This is a genomic window from Streptomyces sp. NPDC059080 (assembly GCF_042739975.1).
GTDB lineage: Bacteria > Actinomycetota > Actinomycetes > Streptomycetales > Streptomycetaceae > Streptomyces > Streptomyces benahoarensis.
In genome coordinates, this window is sequence record NZ_JBHYGX010000065.1 from 6,757 (window position 1) to 23,197 (window position 16,441).

Consider the following 16,441-nt stretch of genomic DNA (forward strand, 5'->3'; position numbering starts at 1 on the left):
TCTTACACACGCACCCCCACCCCCGCGCCCCCCGGGCGGCCCGGGGCGGCGGCGGCGGCCCCGCATCCCGCCGCCGGCCCGGGGGGGGGGGCGCCCCCCCCCCCCGGGACCACCGGTTCGCTCAGCTTCAGCAGTGGCAGGTGGAGGGCTGGGCGGTGAGGATCACCGAGGTGGTCTCACCCTTGGCGGCGGTCTCGTCGGCCTCCTCGTCGAGAAGCTCGCGGATGTCGAGGTCGAGGTCTTCCAGCAGAGCGGCGGGCATATCAGTTCTCCTGTCGTGGGAATTGAGTGGTGCACGCGGCGGATAAAGGAAATGCACGGGGCGAAAGGAAATCCCCATTCCCTTTATCGGGAGCTGCGCTGCCAGCCAGGTGACCGGGCGTCATAACCGTAGGACCGGCCAATCTGCACTGTCAACAGTTCCCTGAGAGTTAACACTTTGCTTACTTGGTGCAGTCGCGTGCATCCGGCCATGTCTTGCTATCGAGACCGAAGTCCAAAGCGGCGAATATCGGACGCCCCGGCCGGTCGAATTTGATTCGTAAATTACTCACGGAACGGAATCGGAGGGACTCCCCGCCCCCTGTGCGGAATTAATCCACCGCTTTCCTGGTACGCCCGCCCGGCCACCCTCCAGGGACATGACGGAACCCGCATGCCCTCTTTCAGGGACGTGCACCCGTCCCCACTTCCGGCGGCATCCGCGGGGCGCCGCCCGAGGAAGGCCCAGGTCGGGCGGGGAGCGGAGTCCACCCAGGCCGGGGCGGCCCGAGGTGGGCATTGACAAATCCCGCCGCTTCGGCGCCGCATTCACGTCTCGCGAAACTTCCGCGAATGACGAGCGTCCGGAAGTGAGGGCGCGCGGCGGCGAGCGAGGTGACTACACCTCACACATACTCGCCAGTAAGGAAGGAAGCCCTTCGCCACGCAAAGTGGATTCGGCGTTACTGCGGGTAATATGCCGTTCATGATTCGCGTCCGCATTTTCCGCGCACGAGCGGCACGGGAAACGCCCGGGCCCCTGGCTCCTCGGCCCGTGCGGCGCGCGAGCATTTCCGGAGTAATTTCGGGTCTACGGCCCCCGAGGTCCGGCCGTGTACTCGCGTCGCCGTCAGGCGGATTCGTCCGGTGCGGCGAGGGCCGTGTCGACGAGGTGGTCGGCGTATTCGGCGGTGAGCGGGTCCGGACGGAAGAGGATGCGGTACATCATCGGGGCAACCACGAGGTCCATGACCGTATCCGCGGGCGGGGCCGTCTCGCCGCGGTCCATTGCACGGGCGAGGATCGTCTCGACCTGCCCGGCGGCATACGCCGAGCACTGCCCGGCGTTGGAGCCGTCGGGGTCGCCCAGCAGCGCGTCACGGATGTAGGCGCGGCCGGGCGGCGAGGCCATCTCTTCGAGGAACTGCCGCGCCCAGGCGGTCAGATCGGCGCGGAGCGCACCGTGGTCGGACGGCGGCTCCTCGGGGCGCAACCGCTCGACCGCGACGTCCGACAGCAGCTCGTGGAGGTCGCCCCAGCGGCGGTAGATCGTCGACGGGGTGACGCCCGCGCGGGCCGCGACCGCCGGAACGGTCAGCTTGGCGCGGCCCTGTTCGGCTTCGAGTTCCCGCACGGCGGCGTGCACCGCCTCCTGGACGCGCGCGCTGCGCCCACCGGGGCGCGCCTTGGCCTTGGGACTCATGCCGCCACCTTAAAGCAACGTCATTGCGTTCCGCCTGCCCCGCACAGAACGGCATCACGCCGCCGCGACGGCCGGAACCCCGTCCCCGTACCGAGCGGCGTAGGCGTGCCCGACGCGCAGCACGACCGGCTCGCCCAGGGGAGGCCCCATCAGCTGCATCCCTATGGGCAGCCCGGCGGAGTCCTGGCCGACCGGCAGGGTCAGGGCGGGTATTCCGGTGATGTTGGCGGGCGCGCAGAGGCGTACACAGGCGTCGGAGACGCTCTCGGTCGTGCCGTCGGGCCAGCTGACGGTGGACCGTCCGACCTCGGTGGCGGTCATCGGGACGGTGGGCGCGGCGACCACGTCGACCTGCGCGAAGAGGCGTATCCACGCCTCGCGCATCAGCCGTTGGGCCCGCCGGGCGCGCAGATGATCCCCCGCCGAGACGGTGGTCCCGGCCTCCAGGAGCACCCGGACGTCCGGCCCGTACAGCTCGGGCGAGGCGCGCAGAGTGGCTTCGTGGTACGCGGTCGCCTCCGGGACCATCAGCCCCCAGTGGACGGCCTGGACGTACCGGGCCATCGGCGTCCCGACGGCGACGAGGGTGGCGCCCAGACCCGCCATCCGGTCGAGGGCGGCGCGGACCGCGGCTTCGACCTCGGGGCTGACGCGGTCGAAGTAGTAGGTGTCCGGCACGCCGATCCGCAGGCCGGTCAGGTCGCCTTCCGGGAGCGGAGGAACGGGCGCGCTCCCGGGGCCCGTCAGCTCCTGGAGGACGAGGGCGGCGTCCGCCACGGTGCGGGTGAGGGGGCCGACGTGGTCCAGCGACCAGGACAGCGGGGTCACCCCGCGCCGCGGGACGAGGCCGTAGGTCGGCTTGAGCCCGACGACGCCGTTGAGCGCGGCGGGGACGCGGATGGACCCGCCGGTGTCCGTGCCCAGGGCGAAGGTGGCGGCGCCCGTGGCCACGGCGACCGCGGAGCCGCCGCTCGACCCTCCGGCGATCCGGCCGTCGTCCCAGGCGTTCCGGGTCTGCGGGGTGATCAGCCCGTAGGCGAACTCATGGGTGTGCGTCTTGCCCAGGAGGACGGCACCGGCGCCGGCGAGGCGGGCGGCCACCGCACTGTCGGCGGACGCACGGTGACCTGCGCGGACGCGGGAGCCGGCGGCGGTCGCCAGCCCCGCGACGTCGATCACATCCTTCAGGCCGAAGGGGATGCCGTGCAGCGGGCCCCGGTGGCCTCCGGCCGCGATCTCCGATGCGGCGCGGGCGGCCGCCGCGTGGGCCACGTCCCGGGCGACGGCGGCGTAGGGCCCGAACCGCGGCTGTACGGCGTCGAGTCGGTCGATGGTGGAGGCGGTCAGGTCGACCGGGGACAGCTCCCGCGCCCGGACGGCGGCGGACGCCTCGGTGAGGGTCAGGTCAGCGGGGTGCATCGGCGGGCTCCCGTTCGGTGGTGTGGTCGGCCGGGGGCGTCTCCCCGAGATCCAGCTCCCGCAGCAGACCGAGCACGGTGTGGAGGTGGTGCGCAACGGCCGCCACCGCGGCGTGCCGCTCCGTCGGCAGCCGCACCCCGGCCCGGAGCGCCGCCCGCGCGGCCTCCGCGGCGGTGAAGCCGGAGACGTCACCCCCGTCGGCCTCCGCCGTCGCGGCGGCCGCGGCGTTCTCTGCGAGATTCATGAACATCCCTCCGTACAAGGGTGGTTGGAGCCGCTCGACCGGCCGGCGCCCGCCACCCGATCGGGCTAAAGCTAAAAGATTGCGTTAGTTGAGAGTAGGCGTTAGCGTCGACTAACGCAAACAGATAGCTTTTACGGAGAACGGGAGAGGCACGAAAGATGGTTCCCGCAAGCCCGACACCCTGGCAGATCTCGCCCCACCAGCAGCCGTCGCCGTACCACCGGACCCCACCAGAGCCCGGCCGCCGCGCACTGGAGGAGAGGAAGGCGAGAGGAGAGAGGGACGTGACGGCCGAGCCCAGGCCGCCAGGCCGTCCTCCCCTTCCCCCCGCGCCCGCGTGGGAGTTGGGCGGCGTCACCGTGCACCGCATCGACGAGGTGACGCTGCCGCCGCAGACGGGCCCCTGGCTGCTGCCGTCCGCCACACCCGAGGTGGTCGATCAAACCCCTTGGCTGCGGCCCGAATTCGCCGACGAGTCCGGCGTGCTGCGCCTGAGCAGCCACACCTTCGCCTGCACCATCGGTGGTCTGCGCGTACTGATCGACACCGGCATCGGCAACGGCAAGACCCGCGCCAACCCCGCCTGGCACGGCCTGCGGACCGACTATCTCGCCCGCCTGGAGGCCGCCGGATTCCCGCCGGACGCCGTCGACCTGGTACTCCTCACCCATCTCCACACCGACCACGTCGGCTGGAACACCCGCGCGGACGGCGGCGATTGGCGGCCCACCTTCCCCCGCGCCCGCTATGTGACCTCCCGCCGGGAGTGGGACCACTGGGCCACCACGGAGAGGGACGACGCCCGGCGGCAGATGTTCCGTGACTCCGTCCACCCGGTCCGCGACGCCGGACAGCTCGACCTCGTCGACGTCCCCTCCGCGGGGGCCGAGATCGCACCGGGCATACGCCTCCTTCCCACCCCCGGACACACCCCGGGCCACCTCGCCGTGGAGCTGCGCGGCCGTACGGGTACGGCGGTGATCACCGGCGACTGCATCCACCACCCCGTCCAGCTGGGCCACCCGGCGCTGGGCAGCTGCGTGGACACCGACCCGGAGCAGGCCGTGGCCACCCGGCGCACTCTCCTCGCCTCCCTCGCCGGGACCGACACCCTGCTCCTCGGCACCCACTTCCCGTCGCCCACCGCCGGGCTGGTCCGGGCGCAGGGGGGCACCTACCGCCTGATACCGGTCCCGGGCCGCCCGGCCCCCACCGCCGGCACCCGTACGTGACGCCGAAGCCACCCCCGGAGCCCGCTCCGCAACGGCGCATACCGCCCGTCGAGGCATGCGCAGGCGGTGACCAACGGCACACATACTGATCAGTAGCGTCCGTGGGCCGCGCCTCTAGAGTGAGCCGCACGCCGTCGGCGTTCGTGCGCGCGGGCGGCCCCCGGAACCCTCGATCCGACCAGGGAGACTGCATGCGCTCTCCGAAGGACTTCTTCCGCCCGCTGGCTGTCGGGGCGCCGACACCGGTGCGGGAGGTGCCGTTCCGCCCGTCCCGGATGATCCACTTCTTCGATCCGGGCAACGAGAAGATGGCCGCGAAGATCCCCGCCCTCGCCCCCACCGTCGACGTCCTGCTCGGCAATCTGGAGGACGCGGTCGCGGCCGACCGCAAGGAGGCGGCGCGCGACGGGCTGGTGAAGATCGCCCGCGCCGCCGACTTCGGCGACACCCAGCTGTGGACGCGGATCAACAGCCTCGATTCGCCGTGGGTCCTCGACGATCTGCTGACGCTGGTCACCGAGATCGGCGACAAACTCGACGTCATCATGGTGCCGAAGGTCGAGAGCGCCGCCGACATCCACTACATCGACCGGCTGCTGGCGCAGTTGGAGGCGAAGGCCGGTGTGCGGCGGCCGATCCTGGTGCACGCCATCCTGGAGACCGCCACCGGCGTCGCAGGCGTCGAGGAGATCGCCGGGACCAGCCCCCGGATGCAGGGCATCTCCCTCGGCCCGGCCGACCTCGCCGCCAGCCGCCGGATGAAGACGACCCGCGTCGGCGGCGGCCACCCCGGCTACCTCGTCCGCCAGGACCCCGACACGCAGGACGCCGGCGCGCCCCGGGCCACGTACCAGCAGGACCTGTGGCACTACACCCTCGCGCGGATGGTCGACGCGTGCGCGGCGCACGGGATCCTGCCGTACTACGGGCCGTTCGGCGACATCAAGGACACCACCGCCTGCGAGGACCAGTTCCGTAACGCGTTCCTGCTGGGCTGCGTCGGGGCGTGGAGCCTGCACCCCGTGCAGATCGGCATCGCGAAGAAGGTCTTCTCGCCGTCGCCGGACGAGGTCCGCTGGGCCCGCCGGGTCATCGAGGCGATGGGCGACGGCACCGGCGCGGTGATGCTCGACGGCAAGATGCAGGACGACGCGACCTTCAAGCAGTGCCAGGTGGTGGTCGAGCTGGCGGAAGCGCTCGCCACCCGCGACCCCGAGCTGCGCGCCGCGTACGACGCGGCCGGAGAGGAGTGAGTACGGTGACCGGTCCGACGCTGCGGCCCCGCCGCTCCGTGCTGTACATGCCGGGCGCCAACGCACGCGCCCTGGAGAAGGCCACCTCGATCCCCGCCGACGCGCTCATCCTCGATCTGGAGGACGCGGTCGCGCCGGACGCGAAGGCCGCCGCCCGCGAGCGGGTGGCCGCGGCCGCCGCCTCCGGCGCGTACGGCCACCGCGAGGTGACGATCCGGGTCAACGGCCCCGGTACGGCCTGGCACGCCGACGATCTGCGGGCCGCCGCGGCGGCCGGTCCGGACGCCGTCGTGGTGCCGAAGGTCGAATCGGCGGCAACCGTGCGGGAGGTGGAGCGGGCGCTGGAGGCGGCCGGGGCGCCGGATCACACGGCGGTCTGGGCGATGCTCGAAACGCCGCGGGCGATGCTGGACGCGCGCGAGGTGGCGGCGGCCGGGGAGCGGCTGTCGGTGCTGGTCATGGGCACTAACGACCTGGCAAAGGAGCTGCACGCCGAGCCTGTCCCGGGCCGGGCACCGCTGTTGACCGGCCTGTCGCTGGCGCTGCTGGCGGCCCGCGAGAGCGGCAAGGTCATCCTGGACGGCGTCTTCAACGACGTGAAGGATCTCGCCGGGTTCGAGGCGGAGTGCGTCCAGGGGCGTCAACTCGGCTTCGACGGCAAGACGTTGATCCATCCCGCACAGGTCGCGCCGTGCAACGAGGTGTTCGCGCCGTCGGAGGCGCAGATCGAGCGGTCGCGGCGGATCATCGAGGCGTTCGACGAGGCGACGCGGGAGGGCCTCGGCGTCGTCACCGTGGACGGCCGCATGATCGAGAACCTCCATGTGGAGGACGCCCGCCGCATCCTGGCCCTGGCGGAGGCGGTCGCGGGACGGTAGCGCGGAGGACGGAGCGGGGGCGGCGTCCGTCCGGGTGTCGGCCGAGGGGCGTGACGCAGCGTCGACCGAGGGGCGTGACGCAGCGTCGGCCGAGGGGCGTGACGCAGCGTCGGCCGGGCCGCGCGACGGGCTCGCCGGGCCGCGCACAGCCGGTTCGCGGAACGCCCGCGGCAGGCTCACCGGACCCCCGCAACGACCCCGTAGAACCATGCTCCGGGCATCTCGTCAGATCGCTCGCCGCAGAAGGGAACGCTCGCCTGCGATACCGCATCTCCCCTGGTGGAGAGGGGTGACGGCGGTTGGCGGACCTCGGTGGAGCGGGCGCTCGCCGGGTGGTTCCGGGACGTTAGTACGCCGTTAGTGGATCACCAGTGAGCGGCGGCAATATGGTGAGTGCGGAACGAAGCAACGGACCGCATCCACCGAACCCACGAGGGGGACTCATGTCGCGCCACACCACGCTCCGTCTGGTCCGCAGGACCGCCGCCGCTTCCCTGGTCGCCGCCGCCGCGCTCAGCCTGACCGCCTGCCAGGAAGGCGGCTCGGACAAGGCATCGTCCGCCTCCTCCGCTGCGGACTCGACGCCCGGCAAGCCGGCTTCCGGTTCGGACGACTCGGCCCAGGCGAACGGTGCGGGCGCCGGCAGGTCCTCCGACCAGGGTGCGCCCGCCGCCGCGGAAGGTGCGGCGAAGTCCGCCGGACGCAACTCCGGCGGTACGGAGCGCTGCCACACCGACGGCCTGGAGGCCGGCTGGGGCTCCGACGGTGGCGGCGTCCCCGACATGAAGAGCGACGACCAGCAGACCGCGGCGGTCTGGCTGAAGAACATCGGCAGCTCGACCTGCACGATCAAGGGCTTCCCGGGCGTCAGCATCATCGGCGGCGAGGACGGCCCCTGGGACCTGACCCGCTCCAACCAGGCGGCGCCCGCGGTCACCCTCAAGCCCGGTGCGCACACCAGCTTCACCATCTCGCTGCTGCCCACCTCCGACCCGGAGAGCCGTAAGGTCAGCCCCGACATGGTGCTGATCACGCCCCCGAACGAGACCAAGCACTTCCAGCTGAAGTGGTCCTTCGGCGGTTCGATCCTCGACCAGTCCGCCGCCACGCACCCCGGTACCTTCGTCAACCCGGTCGGCGGCCACTGATCCCAGGATGCCGATCACTTCGGCACGATCCACCCCCCGGTTACCGTTACCGATCTCCTCGGTCCCCGGCTCCAGGGCGGTCGACTCCACGGCCCCGGTCACCTCTCCCCGGCTCATGCGCGCAGCTTCAGACGCTGACCCGGGTAGATGTGGTCGGGGCCTTCGTCGAGCGTGTGGCGGTTGAGTTCGTACAGCTTCTGGGTGCCACCGGGGGTGTGGGCGCGCTGTGCGATGACGGAGAGGCAGTCACCGGGCTGAACGACGTAGCTGCCGCCGGTGAGAGCGCTCTGCTGGCGGTGGACGGTGGTGCCGTGCCGGCGGTCGACGGTGGTGCCGTGCTGGCGTTGTACCTGGTCGTGTGAGTGCCGCTGGGCCTGCGGGGCGGGGACGGGCCTGGTGACCGGGCGTTCCGGGGTGGCCTTGCTGACGCCGTCGGACGGGTCGTTCGCGCCGAACCGGCCGCAGTTGGGCCAGGGCTGGAGGCCGCGGTCCCGGCGGATGCGTTCGCCGACGGCGATCTGCTGGGACTTCGTGGCGAGGTCGGGGCGCGGGGCGTATCTCTTGCCGCCGTAGGCCCGCCAGGTGGAGGGGGTGATCTGGAGCCCGCCGTGGAAGCCGTTGCCGGTGTTGATGTGCCAGTTGCCGCTGCTCTCGCAGTGGGCGATGCGGTCCCAGTCGGTGCCCGCCGGGGCGACCGGTCCGGCGGGGGTGGCGGGGACCGCGGCTGCGGTGGCGCTCTGGCCGCCGAGACCGAGCGTGCTCAGGACAACGACCAGCATGTACAGGATGGTTCCGACGGACCGTTTGGCAAGAGCTGACGACATGACGGCTTTCCTCCATGCTCCGGCGACGCCGTGACGCGATATCCGCCACGGCCGAGGGCACGACCCAAGAAACCGGGCAATATGCTTTTCGGCACGTCTGCTGAGCCTGAAATGCGCGTGTTTCACCCGGGTGGCCGCTGTTGCGGAAGCGCGGGAGGCGCTCCGCGGGGTGGCCCTGGGAGCGCGCGGCCCGCATCGGAGTAACGACCGACGAAAATCCTCAACTCGTTTGTTTCAAAGGTGGGTTGGGGCCTCATTCCCTCGTCCGCCCGTCCCGACGGGAGGCCGTTGCGGGGTGTGGCGCGAGGGCCGGGTGGCGAGGCCCCGGGGCCGGGTGTAGAGACGGACGCAACGCGGGCGCGACACGGGCGCACACGGGCGCGTACGGGAATCTGTGCGTCAAAAACGCGTCAGAAAGTGTCAGGGGCCCGGCAGGAAGGCGGCGGGCCGGAGAGAGGCGCATACGGGCGCGGGCACGAAGCCGGGGTGTCGTACGAGCGCGAGCGCAGGGCCGGACGTCGTACGGGTGCGAGCACAAGGCCGGGTGTCGTACAAGCGCGAGCGCAGGGCCGGACGTCGTACGAGCGCGAGCACAAGGCCGGACATCGTACGAGCGCGAGCACAAGGCCGGACGTCGTACGAGCGCGAGCACAAGGCCGGGGCACCGTCCTGGGCCCCGGGTCCGCAGCGGGCGGGCAGGCGGCGCGCCCACGCTCCGGCGCGGCCAGGCCCCTCGCCCTGATTCCCCCTCAGCCCCTCGACCCCCAGCCCCCTCGGCACGTACGGCTCGCGCACGGGCCCCCGCCCCTCATCCCCTCGGCGCGGTCACCTCACGCGCCGGACATCCCCTACTTCTCCCCCGGATACTTCTCCCCCGGACCGGCCCGGGAGGGTTCACGCGCCGGTCTCGTCGGCAACGGCCGATGTGCAGCACCGACGCGTCCCCCGCGTCCGTCGCCGCGATCAGCGCTGCCGCCGTACGTATCACTGCCGTACCCGGTACCGAACCGTCCGGGCACGCTGCCGCGCGGCGCTCGGGAGCGCCGCGCATGTGGCGTGGGTCCGGGGCGGTCGCCCCGGTGGCGTCGGGCCCCCGTCAGGTCGTACAGGCGGTGTGTTCGCGGCTGCGGGCCGCCGGGACGATGGCCGCGGACCGGTCGTCCTCCGGGGCGCCGTGCGGATCGTCCGCCGGGACGGTGCGCGAGGGTTCGGTATCGGTGGCGAGTCGGCTGCGGGTGGTGGGCGAGGAACCGTGGGCCTCGGCGCGGATCCGCTGCTTGAGGGTGGGCGGCAACTGCGGGCCGCCGTACGCGCGCATCTCCGGTACGTAGGGGCTCGCGATGCGGGGCGACGGGAGGAACGGAGCCGCGGGCAGCAGGCGGCTGCGGGAAGCCGGCGGCTGCTCGGGGAGGAAGTGGTCCTCGGGTGCGCGGCGGGCGGCGGGGGTGACGGCGGTGGGTGCGGGGGCTGGTGCGGGGGCCGGTGCGGATGCCGACGGGGGAGCCGTCCGCGGGGTGGGAGCCTTCTGCGCTGCGGGGGCCGTAGTGGGTGCGCCGGGTGCGGGGCCGGGGTCGCCCGTCACCGGTACCGGTGGCGCGGTGGCCGCGGTGCGCGGTGCGCCGAGGACCGCACGCGCGGCCGGTGCGTACGGGGCGACCGGGACGTACGCGGTGGTGCGCGGCGCCGGGGTGTACGGGGTGGCGCCGTACAAGGAGTCGCCGTACCGTGCGGCGCGGCGGCAGGCGGCCGCACCCGGGGCGGCGTAGCGGAACGTCGCCAGCAGCTTGCCGAGCACGGCAAGGCACACCGCCCAGAACTTCACGACCTTGGTCGCAGCCATGGTCCCTCGCTTTCGTTCGCGTACCGGCGGTCAGCCGCCGGAAACCTTGGTTGGTACGGGATGCACCGCAGCCACCGGACGGGGAACGCGGTGGCGGGCCACCGCTTTTCGTTCCGCCGGTTCTGTGGTGCTTTCTCATGATGAATACGCAATGCGAGGATCGGAGGAGCGACGCACGCGCGGCGCCGTTCTTCGGATGAACACCACTCGACCGCAGTAGCCGCGGCGCCCGGCGTCCCGCGGCGGACCGGGCCGCGGCGCCCGTCAGCGGTTGCGGGGCGCGCGGGTATCGCGTAGCCGGGCCGCCTGTGGGCGCTCCGGGCGGCGGGGCGCGGCGGGCGCCGGGTCCTCGTCGGGTACGGGCGCATCGGCCGGGATCTCCCCGGTGGCGACGCCCGCCAGGACGCGTACGGCGTCGGCCTCGGCGGTACGGGGCGGCAGCACGCGCAGGTCCCAGCGGCCGAGACCGGCGGCGACCAGGCAGAGGGTGGGCGGGCCCGGGCGGTCGGGGATGCGGCGCAGGCGGATGACGTGACCGGCGACGAGGGTGAGCGTGGGCAGCGGCGCCCAGAGCGCGCCGTTCGCGGTGGCGTGGGTGATACGGGGCCAGTCGAAGGGCAACGCCGGGAGGAGTTCGGGGAGTTCGGCCTCCAGGTCGGCCGAGCGCGGCCACCAGACGCCGTCGGTGCGGCGGGCGACACCGGTGGCGGGCGCGATGGCGAGCCGGGCGACGGGCGGCGGCGCGGGGTGCGGCTGCCGACGGGCGGCGCCGGTGATTCCGGTGGTGGCTCCGGTGGCGGTGGAGTTCATGGTGTGCTCCAGGGCGCGGGTGGCCCGGTGCGGGTGGACGGGGTACGCCCACAGGGGAACGCCCGTAGGGGGCGAGCCCGTAGGGGATGAACCGTAGGGGACATGCCCGTACAGGAAGAGCCGTAGGGGACGTGCCCGTACGGGAAGAGCCGTAGGGGACGTGCCCGTACGGGAAGAGCCGTAGGGGACGTGCCCGTACGGGATGCCCCGCCGGGGCCGGTCGGCCGCGGGCGGCATCCGCGGGGCGAGGCCCGGCGGGGCGGGCGCGACGGCACGGGGCAAGGTCCGGGGGGGGCGGTGCGAGGGGCGCCGTGGTCAGGATCCGCCGGGTCGGCCGCCGGATCGCTCGCCGGCGGTGGGCGGCGGGGGCCCGGCGGCGTGCGGGCCGGGTCGGCTGCCGCCGCCGTGCGGCCACTTGCGCATCCGGAGGCGGAAGGACGGCTGCAGCGTCGCGTACTTGTGTGTCGCCATCCGGCCCGCCCGCTGGGCGTTGACCCGGGCGAGGAACAGTACGCCCAGGGCGACCAGCGCCAGCAGAACGACCACGGTCAACGCGATCTGCATCGTGCTCACCTCACTCGGGCCTCATGGACCGGGCCTCGCGGCTCGGGGCCCGTCGGCCTCGGCGGAGCCGCGCGGGGCGCGGCCCGGCGGGCGGTCCCCGGTCACTCCACCGTAACCCCAACTCGCCCAAGGTTGGGCGAAATGTCCGGAGCGAGGGCGCCGGTACGCGCGAGACGGCGGCGGGCAGGCGACGGCGCGAGGCGGACGCCCCGAGCGCCTCGGCCAACCGGAAACGATCTCCCCGGACCCTCCCCGTTCGCAAACTTATACATACCTGTAGATTTTACCTACGCATGACCAAACCGGCCGTCGGCCGGCCGGGCATGACGGTGCCCGCGTCGGCGGACCGCACCCGTCCGCCCGTCCGGCACACGGAACAACGGACGACGACGACAAGGAGATCCCGATGGCCCTGTGGGACCGGATCAAGGATTCCGCCCAGACGATGCAGAACCAGCTCGTCGCCAAGAAGAACGACCTCAAGAGTGGCGCCTTCCGGGACGCCAGCATGGCGATGTGCGCGCTGGTGGCGGCTGCCGACGGCACGATCGACCCGTCCGAGCGGCGCCGGGTGGCGCAGCTGATCACCTCCAACGAGGCGCTGCAGAACTTCGCGGCGGATGACCTCCAGCGCCGCTTCGACGGCTACCTCGACAAGCTGACCGCCGACTTCGACTTCGGCAAGGTCGCCGTGATGCAGGAGATCGGCAAGGTGAAGAAGAAGCCGGTCGAGGCGCGTGCGGTGATCCAGATCGGCATCGTCATCGGCGGCGCGGACGGCGACTTCGACAAGACCGAGCAGGCCGTGGTGCGCGAAGCGTGCTTCGCGCTGGACATCAACCCGGCCGAGTTCGACCTCTGACGGCTCGGGGCCGGCCCCGTAAGGGACCGTCCGACCCGGAAACGGCGTAGGGGAAGCCCCGTACGGGACCGACCGTCCCGGAAACGGCTCGGCGTCGGCCCCGTAAGGGACCGACCGCCCCCGCACACACCACCGCCCGGTCCCGTACGGACTCCCCGTACGGGACCGGGCGGTGCGGCGACCGGCTCCCCGGTCACGCGGCTCGGCGGTGCCTCACACATTCACGCCGAAGTCGGCGGCGATGCCCGCGAGGCCGGAGGCGTAGCCCTGGCCCACGGCGCGGAACTTCCACTCGCCGCCGTGCCGGTACAGCTCGCCGAAGACCATGGCGGTCTCAGTGGAGGCGTCCTCGCTCAGGTCGTAGCGGGCCAGCTCGGCGCCGTCGAGGCGGTTGATGACGCGGATGAAGGCGTTACGGACCTGGCCGAAGCTCTGACCGCGGCTCTCCGCCTCATGGATGGAGACCGGGAAGACGATCTTTGCGACCTCGGCGGGGACGTCGGTGAGGTTGATGTTGATGGACTCGTCGTCGCCCTCGCCCTCACCGGTCAGGTTGTCGCCGGTGTGCTGGACCGAACCGTCCGGGCTGTTCAGGTTGTTGTAGAAGACGAAGTGGCGGTCCGAGACGACCTTGCCCGCCTCGGTGCAGAGCAGGGCGCTCGCGTCCAGGTCGTAGTCGGCGCCCGTCGTCGTCCGCACGTCCCAGCCGAGCCCGACGGTGACCGCGCTCAGGCCCGGCGCCTCCTTCGACAGCGAGACGTTGCCGCCCTTGGCCAGCGAGACTCCCATGGTTTACCTCCAGGTGATGTGCCGGTCCGCGCACCTGGGCGGAAGCGCGCCGCGCACGGACCGGCGTATCGGGTTCAGAGCTATGAGGGCTATGAGGTGGGCACGGCGCCGCACCGCCGACGCCCGGGCGAACGGGCGGGACACATGCGGCGCACCGAGCTAAAATCTACAGGACTGTAGAAGTTGGCGCGGCGAACCGGCGCCGGTCCCGTACGGGCTCTTCCCTACGGCTCATCCCGTAGGGGGCGTCCCGTACGGCCCGTTCCGTGCGGCCGGTCCCCTACGGCCCATCCCGTACGGCCTGACTCCCGGGGCCGTCGCCGGAATCCGGCCGCTCGGTACGGGCCGCGGTCGCGGCCGTAAGATGCCCCGACGTCCCGGCCCCGGGACGCCCGGCACGGCGGGAGGCGACGGCATGGGCGGGAAATCCTTCGGAAGAGCGCTCGGCGCGCCCTCCGGACGCGGTGGATCCGGCGGACCCGCGGGCGCCTCCGGCGGTTACGGCGCGGGCGGCCCGGAGCGCGCCCGCCGCCGCGGCCAGGGCGAGTTGGAGGCGCAGGTCCTGACCGCGCTGCACCACGCACCCGAGCCGGTTTCCGCCGCCTGGGTGCAGGAACGGCTCGGCGGCGACCTCGCGTACACGACGGTGATGACCATCCTGTCCCGGTTGCACGCCAAGAAGGCCGTCACCCGGGAACGGTCCGGGCGCGCCTACCTCTGGACGCCCGCCGCCGACGAAGCCGGGCTCGCGGCACTGCGGATGCGCCGGGTCCTGGACGGCGAACCGGACCGGGACGCCGTCCTGACCAGCTTCGTCTCGGCGCTGTCCGCCCACGACGAGCAGGTGCTGCGCGCGCTGCTGGACGGCGCCGGCCCCGGTGACCCGGCGCCCGGCAGGGACTGACCGGTGGGCTTCTTCGTCTTCCTCCCGCTGGTCCTGCCGCTCACCGCGCTGCCGATCGCCAAGCTCGCCGGCCAGCACCTCCACCCCCGCGCGTCGACCCGCCTGCTGACCCTGCTGTCCGCCGTCCTCGCGGTGTGCAGCACGCTCTGCCTGGTGCTGCTGATGGTCGTCGGGACCGCGCAGCTGCCCGGCAACCCGCTGCCGGACGGCTGGTCCGACCCGGAGGTCCGCGCGGCGGTGCCGGGCGCGGAGATCGCCGGGACCGCCGCCATCGCCGCGCTGGCCGCGGCGGCCGTGGCGGGCGCGGGGGTGCTGCGCCGCCACCGCCGCATCCGGGCGCGCGCCCACGACGCGCTGGCCGCGCTGCCACCGGGTCACGACCCCGCCGTCCTTCCGGACGCGACGCCGTACGCCTACGCCGTACCGGGCACACCGGGCCGCCCGGGGCGGGCCGCCCGGCCCGGACGGGTCGTGGTGTCGCGGGGGATGCTGGACAGCCTGGACGGCGCCGAGCGGCGGGCCCTCTTCGCGCACGAACGCGCCCATTTGGACTGCCACCACCACCGCTACCTGCTCGCCGTACGGCTGGCCGGATGCCTCAACCCGCTGCTGCTGCCGCTCCGTTCGGCACTGGCGTACGCCACCGAACGCTGGGCCGACGAGGAGGCCGCCCACGCCGTGGGCGACCGCCGGGTGACGGCGCACGCGGTCGGCAAGGCGGCGCTCGTGGGCCGGGCGGGCGCCCCCTATCCGGAGCTGGCGCACTTCGCCGCGGCGGAGACCGGTCCGGTACCGCGCCGGGTGGCGGCGCTGCTCGCGCCCGTACCGCCCGCCCGCGGCTGGCCGCACGCCCTGACCCCGACCGGCCTCGCCGCCCTCGTCGCCGCCGCGGGCACCGCCACGTCGGCGCTCGCCTCCCTGAACTCCACGATCGCCCTCGTCCTCATCCTCAAAGCCGCGACGCCGCTCTGAGCGTTGGGTTCCTGGCCAGGGGGCGCGGCTCCCCCTCTCCCTAGTGGCGCGTGTACGGGGCGGGCGCCTAAGGGCGCGCACCCGGACCCCGGGTGCGCGGGGCCCCTCCGAAGGACACGCGTCCCGGTCCCGCAATCCCACCCCCGGGAAGTTCTACAAAGCTGTAGATGTTGCCGGTACGCTGGATGTCCACACGGCGGTAACGGGCGTTTTCGGAGGGGGAGATGGCGACGAGGTGCTCACTCCCGAGCTGGGACTGCCTGCCACCGGAAGCGGAGGTGCGGTGGGTTTACCAGCCCGTCGAGGTCCGCTACCCGGACGGCCGCTGGGCGGTGGGCCGGATCACCGCGTGGTGGACGGACGAGGACGGCGCCCAGTGGTGCCGGATGCGCATGACGCCCGGCGGCCAGCCGCCCCGGTGGTTCCGGTACGACCCGGACACCATCCACCTCCTCCCCAGCTCCGGAATCTGACCCACCGGCACCGGGGAGCGGCCCCGCCCCCGGGGCGTGCGCACCGTTCCCCGCGCGCCCCCCGCGCACCGCTGCTCCCGATGGCCACGGGGGTGTGGTCCGGCCGCGCGCCCGCCCCCGTTCGCGCCGTCACGCCCGCTCCCACCGCGCCGAGCACGCCACCACACCCGCCGCATTCGACCCTCCCGCCGCCGTCCCCGCCATCCGCGACGGCCCCCGGCGTCGCGTCCCCCGACATAGCATCCGCAAAGCGAGAGGGGCCAACGGCGTGCACGACAGGCAGAGTTCCCGGGGCGGCGGGCCCCTGCGGCCAGGTTCCGCGCGCCGCGACGCCCCGCCCGGCCGCGACGCCCCCGGCGTCCCCGGCCCCCGGCGCGCGCCCCCGTCCGCGCGCCGTGCTGCTCCCGGCGCCCGCCCCCGTACGGCGGGCGGGGCCCCCGGCGCCCCCCGCCCGGGGGCGGGCCCCCCCCCCGCGCCCGCCCCGGCGCGCCCCGGTTACCCCCCCGCCCCCGCCCGGGCCGCGGGGCGGGGGGCCCCCGCCCCGG

17 protein-coding genes are annotated in these 16,441 nt (G+C 73.4%); 8 read left to right on the forward strand and 9 right to left on the reverse strand.

Annotated features, from left to right (window positions below; translation table 11 throughout):
* Window positions 1–127 precede the first annotated feature (127 nt).
* From ACFWWQ_RS28845 to ACFWWQ_RS28860, 4 genes are all read right to left on the reverse strand, one after another.
* Entirely contained in the window at window positions 128–262 is a 135-nt protein-coding gene (locus ACFWWQ_RS28845; RefSeq protein WP_384602112.1) for a hypothetical protein, read from the reverse strand.
* An 849-nt stretch (window positions 263–1,111) separates the two neighbouring features.
* Window positions 1,112–1,684, reverse strand: coding sequence for a TetR/AcrR family transcriptional regulator (locus tag ACFWWQ_RS28850; protein ID WP_384602113.1), 573 nt, complete (start codon window positions 1,682–1,684; stop codon window positions 1,112–1,114).
* A 54-nt stretch (window positions 1,685–1,738) separates the two neighbouring features.
* Window positions 1,739–3,103 carry an amidase gene (locus ACFWWQ_RS28855; RefSeq protein ID WP_384602115.1) on the reverse strand — a complete coding sequence of 455 codons (1,365 nt, stop codon included), beginning with the start codon at window positions 3,101–3,103 and terminating at the stop codon, window positions 1,739–1,741.
* On the reverse strand, window positions 3,090–3,347 hold the full coding sequence (locus ACFWWQ_RS28860; RefSeq protein ID WP_384602117.1) for a hypothetical protein: 258 nt from the start codon (window positions 3,345–3,347) through the stop codon (window positions 3,090–3,092). Before ACFWWQ_RS28860 ends, ACFWWQ_RS28855 begins: the two co-directional genes overlap by 14 nt.
* 284 nt (window positions 3,348–3,631) lie before the next feature.
* Here ACFWWQ_RS28860 and ACFWWQ_RS28865 point away from each other — a divergent pair, with 284 nt between their 5' ends.
* The 4 genes from ACFWWQ_RS28865 (at window position 3,632) to ACFWWQ_RS28880 (ending at window position 7,858) form a co-directional block, all read left to right on the forward strand.
* Entirely contained in the window at window positions 3,632–4,579 is a 948-nt protein-coding gene (locus ACFWWQ_RS28865) for an MBL fold metallo-hydrolase (RefSeq protein WP_384602118.1), read from the forward strand.
* A 191-nt stretch (window positions 4,580–4,770) separates the two neighbouring features.
* Window positions 4,771–5,832, forward strand: coding sequence for an HpcH/HpaI aldolase/citrate lyase family protein (locus ACFWWQ_RS28870; protein ID WP_384602120.1), 1,062 nt, complete (start codon window positions 4,771–4,773; stop codon window positions 5,830–5,832).
* 5 nt (window positions 5,833–5,837) lie between these two features.
* Window positions 5,838–6,710 carry an HpcH/HpaI aldolase/citrate lyase family protein gene (locus ACFWWQ_RS28875; RefSeq protein WP_384602121.1) on the forward strand — a complete coding sequence of 291 codons (873 nt, stop codon included), beginning with the start codon at window positions 5,838–5,840 and terminating at the stop codon, window positions 6,708–6,710.
* Window positions 6,711–7,153: 443 nt separating this feature from the next.
* Window positions 7,154–7,858, forward strand: a complete 705-nt coding sequence (locus ACFWWQ_RS28880; RefSeq protein WP_384602123.1) for a DUF4232 domain-containing protein — start codon at window positions 7,154–7,156, stop codon at window positions 7,856–7,858.
* A 113-nt stretch (window positions 7,859–7,971) separates the two neighbouring features.
* On the opposite strand, the gene ACFWWQ_RS28885 is transcribed toward ACFWWQ_RS28880, so the two are convergent.
* From ACFWWQ_RS28885 to ACFWWQ_RS28900, 4 genes are all read right to left on the reverse strand, one after another.
* Entirely contained in the window at window positions 7,972–8,682 is a 711-nt protein-coding gene (locus ACFWWQ_RS28885) for a transglycosylase family protein (protein WP_384602125.1), read from the reverse strand.
* A 1,096-nt stretch (window positions 8,683–9,778) separates the two neighbouring features.
* Window positions 9,779–10,522 carry a DUF6344 domain-containing protein gene (locus tag ACFWWQ_RS28890; protein ID WP_384602127.1) on the reverse strand — a complete coding sequence of 248 codons (744 nt, stop codon included), beginning with the start codon at window positions 10,520–10,522 and terminating at the stop codon, window positions 9,779–9,781.
* A 264-nt stretch (window positions 10,523–10,786) separates the two neighbouring features.
* On the reverse strand, window positions 10,787–11,332 hold the full coding sequence (locus tag ACFWWQ_RS28895; RefSeq protein WP_384602129.1) for a DUF5994 family protein: 546 nt from the start codon (window positions 11,330–11,332) through the stop codon (window positions 10,787–10,789).
* Between the two features lie 315 nt (window positions 11,333–11,647).
* Complete coding sequence (locus ACFWWQ_RS28900) at window positions 11,648–11,896, reverse strand: hypothetical protein (protein ID WP_384602131.1); 249 nt, start codon at window positions 11,894–11,896, stop codon at window positions 11,648–11,650.
* A gap of 406 nt (window positions 11,897–12,302) precedes the next feature.
* Between ACFWWQ_RS28900 and ACFWWQ_RS28905 the strand changes: the two genes are divergently transcribed.
* On the forward strand, window positions 12,303–12,758 hold the full coding sequence (locus ACFWWQ_RS28905) for a tellurite resistance TerB family protein (protein ID WP_384602133.1): 456 nt from the start codon (window positions 12,303–12,305) through the stop codon (window positions 12,756–12,758).
* Between the two features lie 213 nt (window positions 12,759–12,971).
* Here the strand turns inward: ACFWWQ_RS28905 and ACFWWQ_RS28910 are convergent, their stop codons facing one another.
* Window positions 12,972–13,547 (reverse strand): TerD family protein, encoded by a 576-nt coding sequence (locus ACFWWQ_RS28910; RefSeq protein WP_384602134.1) that lies wholly within the window; start codon window positions 13,545–13,547, stop codon window positions 12,972–12,974.
* A 415-nt stretch (window positions 13,548–13,962) separates the two neighbouring features.
* Between ACFWWQ_RS28910 and ACFWWQ_RS28915 the strand changes: the two genes are divergently transcribed.
* From ACFWWQ_RS28915 to ACFWWQ_RS28925, 3 genes are all read left to right on the forward strand, one after another.
* Window positions 13,963–14,451: a BlaI/MecI/CopY family transcriptional regulator gene (locus tag ACFWWQ_RS28915; protein ID WP_384602135.1), complete on the forward strand. Its 489-nt coding sequence runs from the start codon at window positions 13,963–13,965 to the stop codon at window positions 14,449–14,451.
* A 3-nt stretch (window positions 14,452–14,454) separates the two neighbouring features.
* Window positions 14,455–15,423 carry a M56 family metallopeptidase gene (locus ACFWWQ_RS28920; RefSeq protein WP_384602137.1) on the forward strand — a complete coding sequence of 323 codons (969 nt, stop codon included), beginning with the start codon at window positions 14,455–14,457 and terminating at the stop codon, window positions 15,421–15,423.
* 224 nt (window positions 15,424–15,647) lie between these two features.
* On the forward strand, window positions 15,648–15,896 hold the full coding sequence (locus tag ACFWWQ_RS28925; protein WP_384602139.1) for a hypothetical protein: 249 nt from the start codon (window positions 15,648–15,650) through the stop codon (window positions 15,894–15,896).
* Window positions 15,897–16,441: the final 545 nt, after the last annotated feature.